This is a genomic window from Rathayibacter sp. AY1E3 (assembly GCF_002932235.1).
Taxonomy (GTDB): Bacteria; Actinomycetota; Actinomycetes; order Actinomycetales; family Microbacteriaceae; genus Rathayibacter.
This window is the reverse complement of the sequence record NZ_PSVN01000016.1, coordinates 38075-60124: the sequence shown is the minus strand read 5'-3', so window position 1 is coordinate 60124 and position 22050 is coordinate 38075. Positions and strand designations below refer to the sequence as shown.

The following is a 22050-nucleotide window of genomic DNA, read 5'->3' as shown; positions in this document are numbered from 1 at the left end:
GCCACTCCGGTACGCGACCCGCCGACGAACGCGCACCCGGAGCGGCATCTCGTGGGAGGGGACGGGGGCGCACGCACCGCTACGGTGTGGCCATGCCCCTCGACCGCGCGCCGACCATCCGCGACGTCGCGGTGCGGGCCGGAGTGTCGTACCAGACGGTCTCGCGGGTGCTCAACGACAGCCCCCAGCTGCGGCCGCGCACCCGGGAGCGCGTGCTCGCCGCGATCGAGGACCTCGGCTTCCGCCCCAGCGCCGCCGCCCGCGCCCTGGCGACGAGCCGCTCCGGCCTGATCGGGATCCTCGCCGCCGAGAGCCACAGCTTCTACGGCACCGCCACCGCGATGGCCGCGATCGAGCAGGCGGCGCGCGACGCGGGCTACCGGGTCCCGGTCGTGAACGCGGCGCCGGACGCGGAGTCGCTGGCCGACGGCCTCGCCCACCTGCAGCGGGAGTCGGTGGAGGCGATCGTGGTCCTCGCCCCGCAGGAGCGCGCGCTGGAGGCGATCGAGAGCCTCGCGATCGGCGTCCCCTCGGTGACGCTCGGCGCGACGGACCGCGGCGCCGACTCCCTGCTCCTCGTCGACCAGGCGGCCGGAGCGCGACTGGCGACCGAGCACCTCGTCGGCCTCGGCCACACCCGCATCGCGCACCTCGCCGGTCCGCAGCACTGGGTGGAGGCGCAGGCGCGGCTCGAGGGCTTCGGCGCCGGGATGAGCGCGGCCGGCCTCGACCCCGTCGCCGTCGTGGAGGGCGACTGGAGCGCCGAGTCCGGCTACCGCGCCGGCCTCCGCCTCCTCGGAGCCGCGCTTCTGCCGACCGCGGTGTTCACCGGCAACGACCAGATGGCCCTCGGACTCCTGCACGCCTGCACCGAGCGGGGACTGCGCGTGCCCGAGGACCTCAGCGTCGTCGGCTTCGACGACGTCCCCGAGGCGGCGCACTACCAGCCGCCGCTGACCACCATCCGCCAGGACTTCGCGGAGGTCGGCCGCCGCACGATCGGCGTCGTGCTCGCGGAGCTGCGCGGCGAGGAGCCCGCCGTCGACCGCCCGGTGCCGCCGGTGCTGGTGGAGCGGGCGTCGACGGCTCAGGCCTGAGCAGCACCGGCCCCCGCCTCACCCCGCGTGCGGCAGCAGCACCTCCACGCGCCCCTCGCGCACCCGAGTCTGGAACCGCGGCTGCGGCGAGGTGGCCGGCCCCCGCAGCACCTCGCCGGTCTCGAGCGAGAAGGCGCTGCCGTGCCACGGGCAGGCGACGCACGCCTCCCCCGAGCCGTCCGCCGAGACCTCGCCCTCGTCGAGCGGGCCGGAGAGGTGACTGCAGACGTTCGAGAGCACGTCGATCCGCTCGCCCCGCCGGAAGGCGAGCAGGGGGAGGCCCGCGACCTCCCTCCTCACCGGCGTGCGCTCCAGCAGGTCCGCCAGGGCGCCGAGCTCCTGCCAGCCCAAGGGGAAGCGGTGCGGCACGTCCTCCGCGTGGTTCGCCCCCGCCGCCTGCCGGTAGCTGAGGTGGCCGCCCAGGTAGCCGCCGCCCGAGACGACGGCGAGCCCGAGCATCCCGAGCACCTTCCCGCTCGTGGTGCGCCCCCGGCGGCGCTGCACCCACGACGCGGCGTAGAGGCCCGTCGCGACCACGTTGGCCGCCGAGTGCACCAGCCCGACGCGGGTCTGCTGCTCGTGCAGCTCCGACCAGTCGGTGAAGCCGGAGGCGGCGGTCGGCAGGACGCTGATCACGCCGACGCCGACGAGGGTCCGCGCCGCGCGCTGGTTCCCCGGCAGCAGGTCGAGCACCGCCGCCGACACCCAGGCGCCGGTGGGCACGAGGACGAGCAGCGGATGGACGGGTGGCCGACCGGGACGCCGTGAAGCACGTCCCGCACCGGCTGCGGCCGGACCACCGCGTTCACGGCCCGCTTCACCCGGCCGACGAGCGGATCGAGGGCGGCGGCGATCTCGAGGCGGGTGACGAGTCTGACGAGTCTGATCTCACGCATGCCTCATGCGACCAAGCGGGCGGCCCCGGCGGAAGGGGCTTGCGGCGGAGGAGGAGCAGTCGGACCCCGTCGGGCGGCCCCTCGCTTGCCGACCCCGAGCCGTTTCGCCTACGCTGACCCGGGGCTTTGTGAACGGTCACATCGCCCGAGCGAGGAGCATGATGGACCAGCGCAGGCCCACCCCCGCCGACGTGATCACGAGCGGCGCCACCGCCCTCGGCATCGAGCTCGGCTCCACCCGGATCAAGGCGTGCCTGGTCGACGCGGCCGACCCGTCCGTGGTCCTGGCCGTCGGCAGCCACGAGTGGGAGAACCAGTTCGTCGACCGCCGCTGGACCTACTCCCTCGACGCCGTCCACGCGGGCCTCCAGGCCGCCTACGCGGACCTCGTCGCCGACGCCTCGTCGCGCCACGGCGTGCAGCTCTCCTCCGTCGGGGCGCTCGGCGTCTCGGCGATGATGCACGGCTACCTCCCCTTCGATGCGGACGGCGGGCTGCTCGTCCCCTTCCGCACCTGGCGCAACACCAGCACCGGGCCCGCGTCGGCCGAGCTCACCGAGCTGTTCGGCGCCAACATCCCCCTGCGCTGGTCGCTCGCGCACCTGCACCAGGCGGTCCTCGACTCCGAGCCGCACGTCGAGCGGATCGACTTCCTCACCACCCTCGCCGGCTACGTGCACTGGCGCCTCACCGGCGAGAAGGTCCTCGGAGTCGGCGACGCCTCCGGCATGGTCCCGACCGACCCGGCGACCCGCGACTACGACCAGCGCGTCGTCGACCTCTACGACGCGCGCGCGGCCGGCGCCGTGAAGCCGCTGCGCGAGCTGCTGCCCGCCGTGCTCCCCGCGGGCGCCGACGCCGGCTCGCTCACCGCCGAGGGCGCGCTCCTGCTCGACCCCACCGGCTCCCTCCGGCCCGGCGCCCCGGCCTGCCCGCCCGAGGGCGACGCCGGCACCGGCATGGTGGCGACCAACTCCGTCGCCCCGCGCACCGGCAACGTCAGCGCCGGCACCAGCATCTTCGCCATGGTCGTCCTCGAGGGCCCCTTGGAGAGCGTCCACCACGAGCTCGACCTCGTCGCGACCCCCGCCGGCGACCTCGTCGCGATGGTCCACTGCAACAACGGAGCCAGCGAGCTCGCCGGCTGGGTCGGCCTGTTCTCGCGGTTCGCCGCCGCATCCGGCGGACCCTCGGACAGCGACGCCGTCTACGGCACCCTCTTCGCCGAGGCGCTCGAGGGCGAGGCGGACGCGGGCGGACTGCTCGCCTACAACCACCTCGCGGGCGAGCCGATCGCCGGCCTGGTCGAGGGCCGCCCGCTCGTCGTTCGCACCCCCGACTCGCGCCTCACGCTCGCCAACTTCATGCGCGCGCAGCTCTACGGCGTGTTCGGCACCCTGGCGCTGGGCATGCGCGTCCTCGCGGGCGAGGGCGTGCGGATCGACGAGATGTTCGCGCACGGAGGCATGTTCCGCACCGCCGGGGTCGCCCAGCGCTTCCTCGCCGGCGCGCTCGACGCCCCCGTCTCGGTCGCCGCGACCGCCTCCGAGGGCGGCCCGTGGGGCATGGCGGTGCTCGCCGCCTACCGCCTGCAGAGCGGAGTCGCGCTCGACGCGTACCTCACCGATCAGGTCTTCGGCGACTCCGGCTTCGAGACCGTCGCCCCCGACGCGGACGACGTCGCCGGCTTCTCCGCCTACCTCGAGCGCTACCGCGCCGGCCTCGCCGTCGAGCAGACCGCCGTCGAGACCCTCACCGACCCGCAGAACCAGGGAGCCACCGCATGACCACCCAGACCCCCGCCGTCGAGGAGGCGATCGCCCGCGTCCGCGAGGACGTCGCGCGGCTGCACTCCGAGCTCGTCCGCTACGGCCTCGTCATCTGGACCGGCGGCAACATCTCGGGCCGCGTGCCCGGCGCCGACCTCTTCGTGATCAAGCCCAGCGGCGTCTCCTACGACGACCTCGCGCCCGAGAACATGATCCTCTGCGACCTCGACGGGAACGTCGTCCCCGGCACCCCCGGCAGCGACCGCAGCCCCTCCAGCGACACCGCGGCGCACGCCTACGTGTACCGCGAGATGCCCGAGGTCGGCGGAGTCGTGCACACGCACTCCACCTACGCGACCGCGTGGGCGGCCCGCGCCGAGTCGATCCCCTGCGTCATCACCGCGATGGCCGACGAGTTCGGCGGGGAGATCCCCATCGGCCCGTTCGCGATCATCGGCGATGACTCCATCGGCCGCGGCATCGTCGCGACCCTCAGCGGGCACCGCTCGCGCGCGGTCCTGATGCAGAACCACGGCGTCTTCACCATCGGCAAGGACGCGAAGGACGCCGTCAAGGCGGCCGTCATGGCCGAGGACGTCGCCCGCACCGTGCACCTCGCGCGCCAGGGCGGCGAGCTCGTCCCCATCCCGCAGGAGTCGATCGACGCCCTGTTCGACCGCTACCAGAACGTCTACGGACAGAACCCCACCGGAGCCATCGCATGAGCGTGTACCAGAGCATCATCCCCGACCTCGCCACCCGCACCGTCTGGTTCCTGACCGGCAGCCAGGACCTCTACGGCGAGGACACCCTCCGCCAGGTCGCCGAGCAGTCGCAGGCCGTCGTCGCGCAGCTCAACGAGGCGAGCGCGATCCCCGTGACCGTCGAGTGGAAGCCGGTGCTGAAGAGCTCCGACGCCATCCGCCGCACCATGATCGAGGCGAACTCCGACGACTCCGTCGTGGGCGTCATCACCTGGATGCACACCTTCAGCCCCTCGAAGATGTGGATCCACGGCTTCGACGCGCTCGCCAAGCCGCTGCTGCACTTCCACACCCAGGCGAACGTCGCCCTGCCGTGGCAGGACATCGACTTCGACTTCATGAACCTCAACCAGGCCGCGCACGGCGACCGCGAGCACGGCTACATCCTCAGCCGGATGAGCGTGCCCCGGAAGACCGTCGTCGGCCACGCGAGCGACGCTCGCGTCACCGAGGCCATCGGCACCTGGTCGCGCGCGGCCGCAGGCTGGTCCGCCTCGCAGAGCATGAAGGTCGCCCGCTTCGGCGACAACATGCGCAACGTCGCCGTCACCGAGGGCGACAAGACCGAGGCCGAGATCCGCCTCGGCGTCAGCGTCAACACCTGGGGCGTGAACGAGCTCGTCGAGCGCGTCGACGCCGCCACCTCCGAGCAGATCGACGCCCTCGTCGCCGAGTACCTCGAGAGCTACGACGTGGTCCCCGAGCTGCTCCCCGGCGGCGAGCGCCACGAGTCGCTCCGCTACGGCGCCGCGGTCGAGATCGGCCTGCGCTCGTTCCTGGAGGAGGGCGGCTTCGAGGCGTTCACCGACAGCTTCGAGGACCTCGGCGGACTCCGCCAGCTCCCCGGACTCGCCGTGCAGCGCCTCATGGCCGACGGCTACGGCTTCGGCGGCGAGGGCGACTGGAAGACGGCCGTCCTCATCCGCATCGCCGCCGTCATGGGCGCCGGCCTCCCCGGCGGCACCAGCCTGATGGAGGACTACACCTACGACATGACGCCCGGCGAGGAGCTCATCCTCGGCGCGCACATGCTCGAGGTGTCGCCGTCCCTGTCGTCGAAGCGCGCCTCGCTCGAGATCCACCCGCTGGGCATCGGCGGCCGCGAGGACCCGGTGCGCCTGGTCTTCACCGCCGACGCCGGACCCGCCGTGGTGGTCGCCCTGAGCGACGTCCGCGAGCGCTTCCGCCTGGTCGCGAACAAGGTCCAGAACGTCGAGCCGCCCCAGACGCTCCCGCACCTGCCCGTCGGCCGCGCCGTCTGGCAGCCCGCCCCGGACTTCGGCACCAGCGCCGCCGCCTGGATCACCGCCGGTGCCGCGCACCACACGGTGATGACGACGCAGATCGGGCTGGAGGCATGGGAGGACTTCGCCCGCATCGCCGGCGTCGAGCTCCTCGTGATCGACGAGTCGACCACCCTCCGCGGCTTCGAGTCCGACATCCGCTCGAACGCGGCGTACTACCGCCTCTCCCAGGGCCTGTAGATCCTGCGAGGCCGGACGGCCGGCTCCCTGCGGGGGGCCGGCCGTCCGTCGTTCCCGGCGAGCCGCCGGGTCGGGGCGGGGGCCCGCCGCCGAGACCGGCCTGGATCGCGTCAGCGATCGAGGGCGGATCAGGGATCGAGGGCGGATCACCCTCTCCGGCCCGTTCGGCGCCCGCTGCAGCGTCCCGGCCCCGGTTGCGGACGCGCTCGCAGCACGACGGAGGCCGGGAGGCCCGGACGGCCCTGGCGGGCAGTCGGTCCTTCCGGCCTCCGGGATGCAGGCGGGCGGCGGGCGGTCAGTCGCGCGAGGTCGAGAATGCCGCGTCGAAGGCGTCGGCCGGCGGCGTGATCGCGTTGAGCTTCCGCACGAAGGCCAGGGCCTCGGGGGCGCCGTCGAGGCGGTCCATGCCGGCGTCCTCCCACTCGACGCTGGTCGGGCCGGTGTAGCCGATCGCGTTGAGCGCGCGGAACACCGGCTCCCACGGGACGGCGCCGTGCCCGGTCGAGACGAAGGTCCACCCGCGGCGCGGGTTCGCCCACGGCAGGTGCGAGCCGAGGACGCCGTTGCGGCCGTCGAGGTTGGTGACCGACTCCTTCACGTGCACGTGGAAGATGTGGTCGGCGAAGTCGAGCACGAACGCGACGCTGTCGAGCTGCTGCCAGACGAAGTGCGACGGGTCGAAGTTGAAGCCGAACGAGGCGCGGTGGCCGATCGCCTCGAGGGTGCGCTTGGCGGTCCAGTAGTCGTAGGCGATCTCGCTCGGGTGCACCTCGAGCGCGTAGCGGACGCCGACCTCCTCGAAGAGGTCGAGGATCGGGTTCCAGCGGTCGGCGAAGTCCTGGTAGCCGGCGGCGATCCACTCGTCGGAGGCGGGCGGGAACATGGCCACGCCCTTCCAGATCGACGAGCCGGAGAAGCCGTTGACCTGCGTCACGCCGAGCGCGGCGGCGAAGCGGGCGGTGTCCTTGAGGTCCTGGGCGGCGCGCTGCCGGACGCCCTCGGGGTCGCCGTCGCCCCAGACGCGGTCGCTGAGGATGTCGCGGTGGCGCTCGTCGATCGGGTCGTCGCAGACCGCCTGGCCGGTGAGGTGGTTCGAGATCGCGAAGACCTGGAGGCCGTTGCGCTCGAGGATGTCCTTCCGGCTCTGCACGTACTCCGCGTCGTCCCAGCGCGCCACGTCGATGTGGTCGCCCCAGCAGGCGATCTCGAGGCCGTCGTAGCCCCACTCCCCCGCGAGGCGCGCCACCTCCTCGAAGGGGAGGTCCGCCCACTGGCCGGTGAAGAGGGTGATCGGTCGCGTCATCGCGGATTCCTAACTCTCGACTCCCGCGCGCCGTCGCACCGGGAGAGGTAATTTGAGGGTTCACGCAACATATCAGGCACTCCCGCGAGCCCGAAAGGAACCGATCATCGCCCCGATCGCCGGCGCACTGTCGCGCACGCCCACCCTCGTCACCGCCACTGCGGCCCCGACCTGGGAGGAGGGCCTGATCGTCGGCAGCGGCCGCGTCGGCGCCGTGGTGCACGGCCCGGCCGACGCGCTCACCGTCTCGCTGGCGCACGAGCGCTACTTCCTCCCCGTCAACGCGCGGCCCGCCGCCCCGGACCTCGCCCCGGTGCGGGACGAGCTGCGGAGTGCCCTGCTGGCCGGGGACGCCGACGCGGCGAGCGACCTGCTCGAGCGCGGGGCGCGGGCGAGCGGCTACGACGGCGGCCTGATCTGGACCGATCCGCTCGGGCTGTGCGCGACGCTGTCGATCCGCACGGCCGGCGGGGTCGCGTCGAGCCGGCGCCTGCTCGACCCGCTGCTGGGCGAGGTCGCGGTCGAGTGGACCGACCTCGACGGCGGGCGGCACGCGGTGCGGCTGATCGCTCCGCACGGGGGCGAGAGCGTCCGGCTGCGGGTGGAGTCGGAGCGCGACGGCGAGAGCACGGTCGAGCTCGGGCTGGGCGCCGGGGACGCGACCTCCTTCGACACGGGCGTGCCGGACGCGTCGGCCGTGGTCGAGGCGACGGTCGAGGGCGGTGCGGTCGGGCGACTGCTGGCCGTCGCCGGGACCGGGAGCGCCGAGACCGGGGGCGAGCGGATCCGCGCGACGGTCACCGCGGCGACCGGGGCGCCGTGGGACGTGGAGGGCGTCGTGACCCGCTCGACGGTGCCGGTCGCGGCCGGGGCGGGCGCGCTCCTCCGCGTCGATCTGTCGCTGGCGGGCGACGAGCCGGCGAGCCGGGAGCGTGCGGGCGGCGAGTCGACGGGCGACGACGCCTCGTGGGCGGAGCTGCGCGAGGCCCAGCGCCACGGGCACGGCCGGCTGGTTGGCGCCTCCTCCCTCGATCTCGCCGGCGCCTCCTCCGCGGTGCTCACCGAGGACCTCTGGGAGGAGGCGCGTGCCGGCGACGAGGGTGCGCGCCGCCGCGTCGTCGAGCTGGCGTACCTCAGCGGCCGCGCGAACATCGTCGCGTCGACCGGCGAGCTGCCGCCGACGCTGCAGGGCGTCTGGCAGGGCACCTGGCGGCCGGCCTGGTCCGCCGACTACACGCTGAACGGCAACGTGCAGAACGGCGCGATGGCGGGGATGATCCCGACCGGCACGCCCGAGCTGGCGCTGTCGATCCTGGAGCTGGTGCTGCCGCACCTCGACGACTACCGCGAGAACGCGCGCCTCGTCTACGGGGCGGAGGGGATGCTCCTGCCGTCGCGGATGTCGACCCACGGCCGCGCCGACCACTTCGCGGCGAGCTACCCGCACCTCTTCTGGACGGGCTGCGGCGGCTGGGTGCTGCGCCTGGCCGCCGACGCCGTCGCGGCCACGGGAGACCGCGGCATCGTCGACGACCGGCTGTGGGAGCTGGCCGAGGGCGTGCTGCGCTTCGCCGAGACCGGGACGACCGTGGTCGACGGGGTGCGCCGGATCGTCCCCTCCTACTCCCCCGAGAACACACCGGGTGGTGCGCGCTCGCCGATAGCGGTCGATGCGACGATCGACGTCGCCGTGCTGCGGGACGCCGCGCGGGCGACGGCGCTGCTCGGCCGGGCCCGCGGCGACGACTCGCTCGACGAGCGCTGGGCGCGGGTGGTCGCGGAGCTGCCGGAGTACCGGGTCGCCGAGGACGGCACGCTGGCGGAGTGGATCGACCCGCGGTTCGCGGAGGAGATCGCGCACCGGCACGCGTCGCAGCTGTACCCGCTCTGGTACGCGGGCGACGCTGCCTTCGAGGGCCCCGGCGCCTCCGCGGTGCGGCTTCGGGCCGCCGCGGCGGCGACGGTGGCGGCGAAGATCGCGTGGCGGGCCGAGGCGCCGACCGCTCCTCCCGGGCGGATGGAGATGGCGTTCGGGCTGGTGCAGGTGGGCGTCGCGGCGGCGGCGCTGGGTGACGGGGAGGCGGCGCTGACCTGCGCGGAGTGGCTCGCGGTCGAGCACTGGTCACCGACGCTGACGACCCGGCACGACGCGGGGCGGATCTTCAACCTCGACGCCAGCGGCGGACTGCCGGGGCTCGTGGCGGCGATGCTGCTGGGATCGGATGACGAGACGCTGACGGTACTGCCGGCACTGCCGTCCGCGTGGGCGCGGGGTGCCGTGACGGGGCTGCGCGCGCGCGGCGGGGTGGTCGTGGACCGGCTGGAGTGGTCGCCGGGGCGGGCGTCGCTGCGGGTGCGGCGGGTGCCGAGCGCGGAGTGGCTGGCACCGGCGGGCGGGACGCGGGTGCGCACACTGCGCGACGCGGTGCTGCGGGTCGACGGGCGCGAGGTGTCGGGCGGGCTGGAGCTCGGTGCGGAGGCGGTGCGCGTGGACGTGGAGTGGCGCGGCTGAGGGCACTGCGGAGGGTACGGCTGCAGCACGCGGAACGGGCTCCGGTCCGCCGACGGAGGCGGAGCAGCGCAACGGGCGTCGTCCCCGCTGGCCGCCGGACCCGCCGTGCGGCTGCGTCGACGCGGGAACGAGACGCGCGCCGGATGCGGTGGGTCGGGTCAGCTCCGCGAGTGCCCGTAGCGGTCGTAGACGCGGTTGCGGGCCGCCCGCTCGGCGGCGGGCAGGCGCTGCGCGTCGGCGATCTCGTAGACGCCGAAGGTGTCGCGCAGGCGCGAGGCCGGGTCGACCTCGACGAAGGTGCACCAGGGCAGCCAGTGGTGGTGGCTGCGCAGGGTCTGGGTCGCGAAGTCGCCGCTCTCGTGGCCGAGGCCGGGCATCGCGTAGCCGATGCTGCCGTCGACGTCGGTCGACTGGCGGGTGTTGCGGTGCAGGAACTCGGCGAAATCGAGGTAGTGCTCGTCGCCCGTGATCAGGTGCAGTCGGTAGTAGCTGTACGAGCAAGCCGCCATGTAGACGTCGGCGCCGCCGCCGAGGGTGATGATGCTCTGTCCGCTGATCGAGTACCGGTTGAAGGGATGCGCCCAGGGCGCGCGGACCGGGAAGGACCACGCGTAGGTCCAGGTCTCCGTGTAGTCGGCGGCGCGGACGGCGCCCTCCAGCCAGCGCGGCTCCTCCGTCAGGTCGTACAGCGCGAGGAAGCCGAACAGCCCGTAGATGCCCGCCTCCTTGTCCTGGATGTCGGCGTTGTCGCAGGTGCCGCCGCGGTACTCCAGCGTGCGGTGGATGTTCGCGAACGACCACTCGCCGGCGCGCACGGCGGACGCGCGGTAGCGCCCCTCCCCCGTCACGAGGTGCAGCTGCACGAGGAAGCGGATCACGCTCGGGGTGTTCGAGCGCGAGTCCATCCGCACCGAGCCGTCGGCGTTGTAGGCGCGGTGGAAGCTGCCGTCGGCGTCCTGCACCTCGAGCAGCCAGTCGGCGGTCCGCCGGCAGAACTCGAGCCAGAGCGGGCGCTCGTCGCCGAGGTCGCGCAGGTGCAGGTAGGCGTCGAGGATCGCCTCGACGCCGTCGGCGAGCATCCGCAGGTAGTGCGGGTACGGCTCGAAGCCGCCGAGCGAGGGGTTGAAGCACATCCGCGGCGGGCCCGACTCGGGCAGCGCGGTCCGCGCCCAGAAGTCGACGATGCCGACGCCCTGCTCGAACGCCTCCGGCACGCCCTCGCGGTCGCCGTAGCGCAGCAGCTGGTAGCCGATGCCCGGCTGCTGCCCGACGAAGCCGAACTGGAAGGAGACGCTCGAGACGTCGAGGTCCGGCAGCTGGCAGGCGAACGGCAGGCCCCAGGAGTCGCCGTAGCGGCGGGTGAGGCGCTGGAGGATCGCCATGCCGTGGTGGAAGTGCCGCTCGTTGTCGACCTCGAACAGGTCGTCGCGGAGCCGGGCGTAGGTGCTGCGCCAGGTGGCGCGCATCATCGTCGCGAAGTCGTCGTACCGGCCGAGGTCGACCGCGACGGCGTAGCGCTGGCGGAAGCCGACCTCGACCGGGTGGTTCACCCGCTGCAGGGCCTTCGGGGCGGCGTCGTAGTCGAGGCCGGAGTAGGGGTTGTCGATCGGGCGCTCGCCGTCGGCGCCCGGGTGGACGTAGTCGATCGACAGGCCCGCGGGCGGCACGTCGAGCGGGGTCCGCACGCCGAAGCCGTAGTAGAGGTAGTTCAGCGTCGTGCCCTGCGGGCGGCTCAGGCCGATCGAGCCGACGGTGCAGTCCGGGTCGGTGAAGTTCTCGGAGCGGACCACGTCCAGGCGCGGCAGCGTCGCGTCGGCCGCCCAGCGCGAGAGCGCCACGGTCTCGCCGGTCGCGAGGCTCTGCGCGGCGAAGAGCGGCAGCGCGTAATGCGTCTCGGTGCGCCAGAAGTACTCGCTGCCGGGGTCGCGGCCCATCGCGTCGGCGGGCCCGAAGGCGTTGTCGCGGTACCAGGCGCCGGGGGCGAAGCACTCGTAGTCGCGGAGGTCGTCGGACCCGGTCAGCCCGAGCGAGACGGCGGTGGAGAAGCCGAGGTCGCCGCCGGCCGCCAGCACCTCGACGTCGCGGTGCACGGAGAAGCCGTCGCCCGCGACGCGCCAGACGTCGGTGACGGCGAAGGCCGACCCGGAGCGGACGGTGATCGTCCCGCTCGCGGTGATCGCCCCCTCCGACAGCGAGACGGCGTCGTAGGGCGCGCCGGAGTACTCGCTGATCGCGGCGACGGTCTTGACCGTGACGCGCAGCGGCCGGTCGTTCGCGTAGAGGACGCGCTCGCCCTTGAGCACCTCGAGGCCGCCCGCCTCGACGCGGAGGGTGTAGTCGCCGGAGCGCAGTTCCACGGTGATTCCTTCCTGGAGGGTCATCTCAGCTCTTCTCGTCGTGCGCGCGGGGGCCGGCCGGTCGGGCGGCCCCGGCCGGCTCGTCCTCGAGCCGCTGCGCCCCCGGATCGAAGCGCCGCGAGCCCGGCCGGAACAGCAGCGCGACGCCGCCCTCGACCAGCCCCGCGAGCAGCAGCAGGATCGCGAACGGGATCAGCGAGATCTCGGCCCACGCGCCCATCACCGGCATCACCAGTCCGGCCGCCGTGAAGCTGACCGTGCCGAGGATCGCTGTGACGCTGCCCGCCTCGCTCGACGGGCCCTGCAGCGAGAGGTACTGCACCGGGGCGAAGCCGAGCGAGCGGCCGGCCAGCGCGAACGTCAGCGCGCCGACGACGACGAGCAGCGGCTGCGTGCCGGTGAGCGCGAGCACCGCGACCACGACGGCGCCGAGCGCCGTGACGATCGCCGAGGCGAACATCGCGAACCGGGGTCCGAACCGGGGCACGATCACCCGTCCCGTCGTCTGCCCGACCGCGATCGTCACGAGCGAGGTGACCAGGAACAGCAGCCCGTACAGGTCGGGCCCGACCGCATAGACGTTCGTGTAGAGGAAGGGAGCGGTCGCGAGATACGCGAAGCCGACCGACCAGCCCGCGGCCGAGGCGGCGGCGAGCGCCAGCACGCGCGGCCGGCGGAGCATCCCGAAGGAGTTGCGCAGCGACGGGCCGAGCCCGCCCTGGTGCCGCCGCTCGCGGGGCAGCGTCTCGGGCAGCACCAGGAGCGCGATCACGGTCGCGAGCGCTCCCCAGGCGGCGACCGCGAGGAAGGAGCCGCGCCAGTCGATCACCTTGGTCAGCTGCGCGCCGACGGAGGGCACCAGGATCGGGAAGACCGAGACGATCACGGCGAGGTTCGCGAGCATCGTGACGAGCCGCTTGCCGCTGTAGAGGTCGCGGACGATGGCGGTGACGACGACACCCGCGGCGGTGCAGGCGGCGCCCTGGACGAAGCGAGCCGAGAGCAGCACGGCGGTGTCGGAGGTCATCGCCGCGACGAGGCTCGCCGCGATGTGCAGCGCCGCCGAGACGCCGAGCGGCCACTTGCGGCCGACCGCGTCGCTGAGCGGTCCTGAGACGAGCTGGCCGGCCGCGAAGCCGAAGGTGGCGCCGGTGACGACCAGCTGGGCGGTCGCCACCGAGACGCCGAGATCGTCCTGCAGCGTCGGCAGGAACGGCAGCACCAGGTCGATGGTGAGCGGCCCGAAGCCGACGAGCATCGCGAAGATCGGCAGCAGGAGGCGGCCGCGGGGCATCGCTTGGACGGCGGGGGAGGCGGTGGAGGCGGTCATGAGCGCGGAGCGCAGGTCACGGAGGGGATCCTGTCCATCAGCTCCCGGCCGAAACCGGGAAGTAGAGCGAGAAGGGTTCGTCGACGACCTCGTGCAGAGGCCGGAAGCGGACGGCGGCGGGCTGGCCGACGGCGCGGTAGCCGCGCAGCCACTGGGTCCACTGCCGCTCGTTGTCGGGGGCGAGCAGAGCGGGGGCGTCCTCGAGTCGCCCCCGCAGCGCGATCTCGCGGTCGACGAGGCCGGCCAGCACGATCGGGCCCTCGACGAAGGCGACCGTGCCCGGCTCGTCCGGGATCGGCACGGCGCGGATCTCGGTGCCGAAGGCGAGGTCGACGCTCGTGCGGCCGCCGGGGTGCTCGATCAGGAGCGCGCCGTCGCCCGCCCGGACGCGCTCGGCGTCGCCCGCGACCCCCGGCTCGCCGACGGTCCACTCCGGCACCCGCAGCCGCACGTGCAGCGCGACTCCCTCCTCCGAGACGATCTCGACCCGGATCCGCGAGGCGGTGGGGCGGTGCACGTCGCCCGCGGCACCCGCGTTGGCGTCCGGGCCGACGTAGCCGGCGGTGTCGAGCACCTCGACCCGCACCGCCGCGTCGCCGGCGGCGGACGGCAGGCGCAGGCTCGCGTCGACGTGCTGCGCGATCGTCAGCTCGGCGTCGCCGCCGCGGTAGAAGACGAGCCCGGAGTGGCGCGTGTGCGCCTGCACCAGCGTGCCGTGGCAGCACCAGAAGTCCTCGGTCGGGCTGCCCCAGTCCTTGCGGGCGCCGCCCTCGAGCGGCAGGAAGTAGGCGACCATCCCGGTCCGCGGGTTCTGCTGGGCGAGGAGGCCGTTCCAGAGGTTCCGCTCGATGTAGTCGGCGTAGGCGAGGTCGCCGGTCCAGCGCAGCAGCACGTCGGCCAGCCGGATCATGTTGTAGACGACGCAGTGCTCCTGCGTCTTCTCGCCGCGGCGAGCGGCGAACGCGTAGGGCGGCGTCCAGATCTCGCCGGAGGTCTGACCGCCCGTGCAGAAGGTGCCGCGGAGGGTGACCGCCTGCTCCCAGTAGGCCTCGACGATCCTCCGCCAGCGCTCGTCGCCGGTGACCTCGTAGGCGCGGGCGGCACCGAGCACCTCGGGGATCGTGGTGTTGGCGTGCATGTTGGTCAGCACGTCGCGGCCCTCGAGCAGGCCCTCGAAGAAGGAGCGGCGGTCGTAGCGGCCGAGCAGCTCGGTGTAGACGGGGTCGCCGGTGATCGCGAGGAGGTCGGCCCAGACCTCGAGCATGCCGCCGGTCTCGACCTCGAGGATCTCCTGGAACGCGGCGTCGTCGAATCCGCGGACCCACTCCAGCAGCGGGACCGTGGCGGCCCGCGCCATCCGCAGCGCCCGCTCGTCGCCGAGGTCGAGGTGCAGGTCGACGAGGCCCATCAGCAGCTTGTGCATCGCGTACTGCGGCGCCCAGATGGGGCGGCCGGTCGCGAGGCGGTCGAGGTAGCCGCGCGGGATCGCCCAGATCCAGCCGCCGCCGTTCTCCTCCTGGCAGCGCTCGAGTCCGTCGAGCACGGAGTCGATCCGGACGCGCAGCAGCGGGTCGCCGGTGACCGCGACCTCGCGGGCCGCGGCGGAGAGCCAGTGGCCGAGGAAGTGCCCGCGCAGCTGCGAGCCCGGCGTCTCCCAGCCCCAGTGCCGGTCGAGGCCGCGGGCCTCGCGCGAGTCCTGCGAGGGGTGCAGGTGCCAGCCCTGGTCGCCGATCCCGGCCTCGGTCAGGAAGTTCTGCAGCAGCCCCTCGTCGGTGAGCGAGAGGAGGTAGTCGCGGTTGAGCCGCCGCCGCGCGTCGAGCACCCCGCGCTCCAGGCGGGTCTCGTGCGGGGCCGGGTGGGTCAGCGGCATGGGTGCTCCTCGTCGAGGCGGTGGGTGGTGGGGATGAGCGGCGCGAGCGGTGGTCGATCGGCGCGGGTCGATCCGCGCGGTGGTCCATCCGACCGAGGGTCGAGATCGATCTCTCGCTGTACTCAGACCAGGATCGACGATAGGAATGGGGACATGCAATCCCCGAGAGTGATCCATCTCGTCGCCGATGACGTGTCCGCCCTCCTCACTCAGTCGGGAGGCGACCTGCCCGTGCTGCTGCACTGGGGTCCGCGACTCGACGCGAGCGACGACGATCTCGCAGCTTTCGCAAGAACTCCCGTGCGGACGGGGATCGAGGGCTCCTCCGACGTCCCCTACGAGCCCGGGATCCTGCCCGAGCACACCTTCGGCTGGGCCGGCCTGCCGGGTCTCCGGGTGCACCGGGAGGGCGCCGGCTGGTCGCCGAGACTGACCGTGGACACCGTCTCGGTGGACGGGGAGGCCCTCGCGGAGGGCGCGGTCGCGCAGGCCGGCAGCGCCGCCGTGACCGTCGAGGCGCACGACGCACAGGCCCGGATCGGGGTGGTCCTAGAGATCGTTCTCTCCCCTGCCGGACTGCTCAGGACCCGCGTCTCGGTCCGCAACGACGGCGCCGGGCACCTCGAGGTGATCGGCGTCGACCCCGCCCTCCGGATCCCGACCGAGGCCCGCGAGATCCTGGACTTCTCCGGCCGCTGGGGCACCGAGAAGATCCCCCAGCGCCACCCCGTCGTCACCGGCACCCACTCCCGCTCCTCGCGGCGCGGCCGCACCGGCCTGGACGCGACGACGGTCGTCGCGGTCGGCAACCCCGGCTTCGACTCCGCCGACGGCCGGGTCTGGCTCTGCCACGTCGGCATCGGCGGCAACCACGAGCACGCGGTGGAGCGCGGCGACGGCTGGCTCGCCTTCCGGGGCGGCGAGCTGCTCCTGCCCGGCGAGGTGCGCCTCGCGAGCGGCGAGAGCTACTCCTCCCCCTGGATCTCCGGCAGCTTCGGCCACGGCCTCGACGCCGCGGCCGCCCGCTTCCACGCCCACCTCCGCGGGGTCTCCCGCTCCTCGCGCCGGCCGCGCCCGGTGACGCTCAACGTCTGGGAGGCGGTCTACTTCGACCAGGACCTCGCCGTCCTCACCGAGCTGGCCGACCGCGCCGCCGCCCTCGGGGTCGAGCGCTACGTGCTCGACGACGGCTGGTTCCTCGGCCGCAGCGACGACCGCGCCGGCCTCGGCGACTGGACGCCCGACCCCGTCGCCTGGCCCGACGGCCTCCTCCCCCTCGCCGAGCACGTCCGCGGCCTGGGCATGGAGTTCGGCCTCTGGGTCGAGCCCGAGATGATCAACGAGGACTCCGACCTCGCCCGCGCGCACCCCGACTGGATCCTGCGGGCCCGCGAGGAGCTGCCGCCGCGGTTCCGCTTCCAGCAGGTGCTCGACCTGACGAACCCCGACGCGTTCGCGCACATCCTCGGCGTGCTCGACGGCCTGGTCGCCGACCTCGGCGTCGCGTACCTCAAGTGGGACCACAACCGCGACCTGATCGACGCGGGCCACCCCGCCACCGGGACGGCCGCGGTGCACGAGCAGACGCTCGCGCTGTACCGGCTGATCGACGAGCTGCGCGCCCGGCACCCGGAGCTCGAGATCGAGAGCTGCGCCTCCGGCGGCGGCCGGGTCGACCTGGGGATCCTCGAGCGCACCGACCGCGTGCACACCTCCGACAACCAGGACCCGCTGGACCGCTCGCGGATGCTGCGCTGGACCGGGCTGCTCGTGCCGCCGGAGATGCTCGGCTCGCACGTCGCCTCGCCGGTCAACTCCGTCACCGGTCGCACCAGCGACCTGCACACCCGCTGCGCGATCGCCTTCCTCGGCCACTTCGGGATCGAGTGGGACCTCCGCGAGCTGGACGCGGAGGAGGAGCCCGTGCTGGCGGGCTGGATCGCGGCGTACCGCGAGCACCGCGGCCTGATCGCGACCGGCCGGGTCGTCGGAGGCGACGACTCCGACCCCGACGCGCCGTCGCTGCGCGGCGTCGTCGCGCCGGACGGCTCGGAGGCGCTGTACACGCTGGTCACGCCTGCGCTGACCGCGGACTCGCGCCGCCGCGTCCGCCTCCCGGGCCTGGATCCGCGGGCGCGCTACCGGATCGAGACCGCGCGCCCCGGCTCGCTCGGCCCGCCCTGGCAGAGCCCGCACTGGCTGGAGTCGACGGTTCCGCTGGACTCCGACGCCCCGGCCCCCGCCTACTCGGGGAGCCTGCTGGGCGAGGCGGGCCTGGACCTGCCGACCTTCCACGCCGACCGCGCGATCGTCCTGCGGCTCGTCCGCGAGACCGCGTGAGCACCGCCGCCGACCGCGGCGTCCTCGACACCGCCGGCACCGCCGCCGACCCGTCCGCCACCACCCTGGAGCACTCCGTGAACAGCACCGTCACCGTCGACCTCGACCGCCCCGGCGCCACCATCAGCCGCCACCTCTACGGCCACTTCGCCGAGCACCTCGGCCGGTGCATCTACGACGGCTTCTGGGTCGGCGAGGACTCGCCCGTCCCGAACGAGGGCGGGATCCGCCTGGACGTCGTCGAGGCCCTCCGCGCCCTCGACATCCCCAACCTCCGCTGGCCCGGCGGCTGCTTCGCCGACCGCTACCACTGGACCAACGGCATCGGCCCGCGCGAGGAGCGTCCCGGCCTGATCAACACGCAGTGGGGCGGAGTCGCGGAGGACAACTCCTTCGGCACCCACGAGTTCATGGCGCTCTGCGAGCTGCTCGGCGCCGACGCCTACATCTCGGGCAACATCGGCTCCGGGACCGTGCAGGAGATGGCGGACTGGGCCGAGTACCTCACCGGCGCGGGCAAGTCGCCGATGGCCGACCTGCGCCGCTCCCACGGCCGGGAGGAGCCGTGGACCGTCCGCTTCTGGGGGCTCGGCAACGAGACCTGGGGCTGCGGCGGCAACATGCGCGCCGGCGCCTACGCCGACCTGGCGCGGCAGTTCGGGACCTTCGTGCAGAGCGGCAACGACACTCCGCTCTACCGCGTGGCGGCCGGAGCCGACGGCGCCGACACCCACTGGACGCAGACGCTGATGGAGGTGATCCCCGAGATCGAGGGGCACCCCTTCTCCTCCGTGCCGTGGGAGTCGGTCTCGGTGCACTACTACACGATCGGCGGCAGCTGGCACGCGAAGGGCAGCGCGACCGACTTCGACGCCGACACCTACTGGAGCACGATCGTGGCCGCGCAGGGGATCGAGGAGCTGCTCCGCTCGCACGCCGCGGTGATGGACGTCCACGACCCCGAGAAGAAGTACGGGATGGTGCTCGACGAGTGGGGCACCTGGTGGGACGTGGAGCCGGGGACCCACCCGGGCTTCCTCTTCCAGCAGAACACGATCCGCGACGCGATGGTCGCGGCCTGGCACTTCGACGTCTTCCACGGCTTCGCCGACCGCCTGACGATGGCGAACATCGCGCAGACGGTGAACGTGCTGCAGGCGATGCTGCTGACCGACCCGGACGGCGGCGAGATGGTCCGCACGCCGACGTACCACGTGTTCGAGATGAACAAGGGGCACCACGACGCGACGGTTCTGCCGACCACGGTCGCCGGCCCGACGCACGCGGTCGACGGCCGCGAGATACCCGTCGCCTCCGCCTCCGCCTCCACGAAGGACGGCCGCGTCCTGGTCTCGCTGACCAACGTCGACCTGGAGGAGCCGCTCGAGGTCTCCCTCGACTTCCGCGGTGGGACCGTGACCGGCGCGACCGGCCGCCTCCTCACCGCCGACCGCCCCGACGCGCACAACCGGCCCGGCGCCGCCGACGAGGTGAGCCCCGTCGCCCTCGAGGGCATCGAGACCACGGCCACAGGCCTGCGGGTCACGCTGCCCCCGCACTCCTTCGCGACCGTGACGCTGGAGCTGTCGTGATCGCCGCGCGCACGGAGGCCGCCCGCCGCCCGCCGATGGGCTGGAACAGCTGGGACTGCTTCGGCGCCTCGGTGACGGAGGAGGAGGTGCTCGCGAACGCCGAGTACCTCGCCGAGCACCTCCTGCCGCACGGCTGGGACACGGTCGTCGTCGACATCCAGTGGTACGAGCCCGATCCCGGCACGAGCGACTACCAGGAGGTGTCGGAGCCGGTGCTCGACGACTGGGGCCGCCCGCAGCCCGCCGTCGGACGCTTCCCCTCCGCGGCGACGGGCGGGTTCACGGCGCTGGCCGCGCGCGTGCACGCCCTCGGCCTCCGCTTCGGGGTGCACCTGATGCGCGGCGTCCCCCGCCGAGCGGCCGAGCTCGGCCTGCCGGTGCTCGGGGCAGAGGCGACCTGCGCCGACATCGCCGACCGCGGGAACGTCTGCCCGTGGAACCCGGACAACTACGGCGTCGACATGAGCGCGCCCGGCGCGCAGCAGTACTACGACTCCGTGATGGCGCAGCTGGCCTCGTGGGGCGTCGACTTCGTGAAGCTCGACGACGTGCTCTACCCGCCGATCCAGGCGGAGGAGATCGCCGCACTCTCCCGCGCGATCGACGCGACCGGCCGTCCGATGGTGCTGAGCCTCTCCCCCGGCAAGCAGCTCTCGCTCGAGAACCTCGAGCTGCTGCGGTCGACCGCGCAGATGTGGCGGATCTCGGACGACTTCTGGGACGACTGGGCCCACCTGCACGAGCAGTTCCAGCGGGCGGCGCGCTGGGCTCCGCACCAGCGTCCCGGCGCCTGGGCCGACGCCGACATGCTGCCGCTGGGGCGGATCGGCGTGCGCGCGCACGTGGGCGAGGACCGGCTCTCGCGGTTCACGCCCGCGGAGCAGCGGACGCTCGTGACGCTGTGGTGCCTGCTCCGCTCGCCGCTGATGATGGGCGGGCACCTCCCGGACACGCCCGCCGACACTCTGGCGTTGCTGACGAACGACGACGTCCTCGCGCTGCTCGGCAGCGACGGCAGCCGCGAGATCGTCCGCGACGGCGACCTGGTGGTGTGGTCGGCGTGGCGCGGCGACGAGCAGTGGCGCGGAGTGTTCTGGCTGGGCTCGTCGGCGCGGTCCTACTCCGCGCACCTGACCGACCTGGGCTGCTCCGGCGCAGCCTCGGCCGTCGACGTGTGGAGCGGCGCCGAGCTGCCGATCGTCGGCGGCGCCGTCGAGCTCGAGCTCGAGCCGCACGGCTGCCGCCTGCTGCGCCTGGCCTGACGCGCGGCCGCCGACCGGGGCGGGCCCCGCCTCGCCCCGGCTCGCCCCGGCGAGAAGCCAGGAGTCGTCGCACTCGAGACCGACCGCGACAACTCCTGCACACTCGCGGAACCGCGGTCCGGATGAGCCCGACGAGAAGCCAGGAGTTGTCGCACTCGAGACCGACCGCGACAACTCCTGCGCACTCGCGACCGGCCTCGGGACGCCGGACGCCCGTCGCTCCTGTGCCGAGCACCCCGAGACTCCAGGAGTTGTCGCACTCGAGACCGACTGCGACAACTCCTGCACACTCGCGGAACCGCGATCGGAGGAGTCCGGCGAGAAGCCAGGACTTGTCGCACTCGACGTCGAGTGCGACGACTCCTGCGCACTCGCGAGCGGAGGCGGCGGCCGATGCGCCGAGACGACGGAGGCCGCCGCGCTCGAGCTCGAGTGCGACGGCCTCCGGACCGTCAGGAGCAGGCGCCCGCGGGTCAGGACTCCGTGTCGACGAGCGAGTCGAGGTGCGCGAGGTCCTCGGACGAGATCTCGAAGTCGACGTCGGCGTTCTCGACGATGCGCGAGGGCGTCGTCGACTTCGGCAGCGGCAGCACGTCCTTCTCGAGCAGGTAGCGGATGCAGAGCTGCGCCACCGACTTGTCGTACTTCGCGGCGATCTCGCCGATGTCGGAGTTGTCGAGCAGGCCGCCCGTCGCGAGCGGCGAGTAGCCCTCCACGAGGATGCCGTGCTCCTTGCAGTACGCGGTCGTCTCGTCCTGGGTGTTGCCGACGAACCAGCGGATCTGGTTGGCGTGCGGCACCACGTCGGTCGCCGCGATCAGCGACTCCAGATCGGCGACCTGGAAGTTCGAGACGCCGATGGCGCGCGAGCGACCGGCCTCGAGGATCTCCTCCATCGCCTTCCACGCCGCGATGTTGCCCTCGCGGTGGTCGGACCCCATGTCCTGCCAGGGCCACGGGGCGTGGATGAGGTACAGGTCGACGTGGTCGAGCTCGAGCGCCGCCATGGTGGTCTCGAAGCTCGCCTTCGCGCCCTCGTAGTCCTTCACCTCGGCCGGGAGCTTGGTGGTGATGAACACCTCGTCGCGCGGGACGCCGCTGTCGCGCAGTGCCCGGGCGACGCTCGCCTCGTTGCCGTAGGCGCGGGCGGTGTCGATGTGGCGGTAGCCGGCCTCGAGCGCGGCGGTCGTCGCGTCGTAGGCCTCGGGGCCGTCGGGGATCTGCCAGGTGCCGAACCCGATCTTCGGGATGGCGACTCCGTTGGACAGCGTGAACGTGTCGGTCAGGGCGGGCATGACTCTCCTCTGCATCGGTCTTCTCCGCGGCCCGCCACCGGCGGCGCCGCTCCTTCCACGCTAGGCCGGGCCCCCGGCTCGCGCGGGCCCCTTGCGCTGTGCGCCTCCGCTGCTACGCGGCCGTCGCGCTCCCGGCCGCCGACCCCGCAGAAGTCGCAGGTCTCGCGCTCGAGCACCGC

The 22050-nt window shown here is 73.5% G+C and carries 14 protein-coding genes; 8 read left to right on the top strand and 6 right to left on the bottom strand.

The annotated features are described in order from the left end of the window. Nucleotides 1-92 precede the first annotated feature (92 nt). Nucleotides 93-1097, top strand: coding sequence for a LacI family DNA-binding transcriptional regulator (locus C5C53_RS13145; RefSeq protein WP_104267737.1), 1005 nt, complete (start codon nt 93-95; stop codon nt 1095-1097). A gap of 18 nt (nt 1098-1115) precedes the next feature. Here the strand turns inward: C5C53_RS13145 and C5C53_RS13140 are convergent, their stop codons facing one another. Beyond that, nucleotides 1116-1820, bottom strand: a complete 705-nt coding sequence (locus C5C53_RS13140) for a Rieske (2Fe-2S) protein (RefSeq protein ID WP_308470985.1) — start codon at nt 1818-1820, stop codon at nt 1116-1118. Nucleotides 1821-2154: 334 nt separating this feature from the next. Between C5C53_RS13140 and C5C53_RS13135 the strand changes: the two genes are divergently transcribed. The 3 genes from C5C53_RS13135 to araA are packed head-to-tail and all read left to right on the top strand — an operon-like array spanning nt 2155 to nt 6010. Beyond that, nucleotides 2155-3780: a xylulokinase gene (locus C5C53_RS13135; RefSeq protein WP_104233642.1), complete on the top strand. Its 1626-nt coding sequence runs from the start codon at nt 2155-2157 to the stop codon at nt 3778-3780. Beyond that, a complete protein-coding gene (locus tag C5C53_RS13130) occupies nt 3777-4487 on the top strand; it encodes an L-ribulose-5-phosphate 4-epimerase (protein ID WP_104224687.1) in 711 nt (236 codons plus the stop codon). Before C5C53_RS13135 ends, C5C53_RS13130 begins: the two co-directional genes overlap by 4 nt. Continuing rightward, the gene (gene araA, locus C5C53_RS13125) at nt 4484-6010 is read left to right on the top strand and encodes an L-arabinose isomerase (protein ID WP_104267736.1); all 1527 of its coding nucleotides are present in this window, start codon (nt 4484-4486) and stop codon (nt 6008-6010) included. Before C5C53_RS13130 ends, araA begins: the two co-directional genes overlap by 4 nt. Before the next feature lie 295 nt (nt 6011-6305). On the opposite strand, the gene C5C53_RS13120 is transcribed toward araA, so the two are convergent. After that, nucleotides 6306-7313 (bottom strand): sugar phosphate isomerase/epimerase, encoded by a 1008-nt coding sequence (locus tag C5C53_RS13120; RefSeq protein WP_104267735.1) that lies wholly within the window; start codon nt 7311-7313, stop codon nt 6306-6308. 52 nt (nt 7314-7365) lie between these two features. Here C5C53_RS13120 and C5C53_RS17560 point away from each other — a divergent pair, with 52 nt between their 5' ends. Next, nucleotides 7366-9825, top strand: a complete 2460-nt coding sequence (locus C5C53_RS17560) for a glycoside hydrolase family 95-like protein (RefSeq protein ID WP_104233640.1) — start codon at nt 7366-7368, stop codon at nt 9823-9825. A 158-nt stretch (nt 9826-9983) separates the two neighbouring features. On the opposite strand, the gene C5C53_RS13110 is transcribed toward C5C53_RS17560, so the two are convergent. Genes C5C53_RS13110 through C5C53_RS13100 form a run of 3 tightly spaced genes read right to left on the bottom strand, consistent with a single transcriptional unit; the run spans nt 9984 to nt 15382 of the window. Beyond that, nucleotides 9984-12206: a hypothetical protein gene (locus C5C53_RS13110; RefSeq protein WP_219813983.1), complete on the bottom strand. Its 2223-nt coding sequence runs from the start codon at nt 12204-12206 to the stop codon at nt 9984-9986. Nucleotide 12207: 1 nt separating this feature from the next. Beyond that, complete coding sequence (locus tag C5C53_RS13105) at nt 12208-13512, bottom strand: multidrug effflux MFS transporter (protein ID WP_104261407.1); 1305 nt, start codon at nt 13510-13512, stop codon at nt 12208-12210. Nucleotides 13513-13549: 37 nt separating this feature from the next. Then, nucleotides 13550-15382: a beta-L-arabinofuranosidase domain-containing protein gene (locus tag C5C53_RS13100; RefSeq protein WP_181065434.1), complete on the bottom strand. Its 1833-nt coding sequence runs from the start codon at nt 15380-15382 to the stop codon at nt 13550-13552. 153 nt (nt 15383-15535) lie between these two features. Here C5C53_RS13100 and C5C53_RS13095 point away from each other — a divergent pair, with 153 nt between their 5' ends. The 3 genes from C5C53_RS13095 to C5C53_RS13085 are packed head-to-tail and all read left to right on the top strand — an operon-like array spanning nt 15536 to nt 20576. Further along, complete coding sequence (locus C5C53_RS13095) at nt 15536-17722, top strand: alpha-galactosidase (protein ID WP_104262302.1); 2187 nt, start codon at nt 15536-15538, stop codon at nt 17720-17722. Then, on the top strand, nt 17719-19314 hold the full coding sequence (locus C5C53_RS13090) for an alpha-L-arabinofuranosidase C-terminal domain-containing protein (RefSeq protein WP_308470953.1): 1596 nt from the start codon (nt 17719-17721) through the stop codon (nt 19312-19314). Before C5C53_RS13095 ends, C5C53_RS13090 begins: the two co-directional genes overlap by 4 nt. Next, the gene (locus C5C53_RS13085) at nt 19311-20576 is read left to right on the top strand and encodes a glycoside hydrolase family 27 protein (protein ID WP_258063411.1); all 1266 of its coding nucleotides are present in this window, start codon (nt 19311-19313) and stop codon (nt 20574-20576) included. Before C5C53_RS13090 ends, C5C53_RS13085 begins: the two co-directional genes overlap by 4 nt. Before the next feature lie 473 nt (nt 20577-21049). Here C5C53_RS13085 and C5C53_RS13080 read toward each other — a convergent pair whose 3' ends face one another. Then, on the bottom strand, nt 21050-21871 hold the full coding sequence (locus C5C53_RS13080; protein WP_104226493.1) for an aldo/keto reductase: 822 nt from the start codon (nt 21869-21871) through the stop codon (nt 21050-21052). Between the last annotated feature and the right edge of the window lie 179 nt (nt 21872-22050).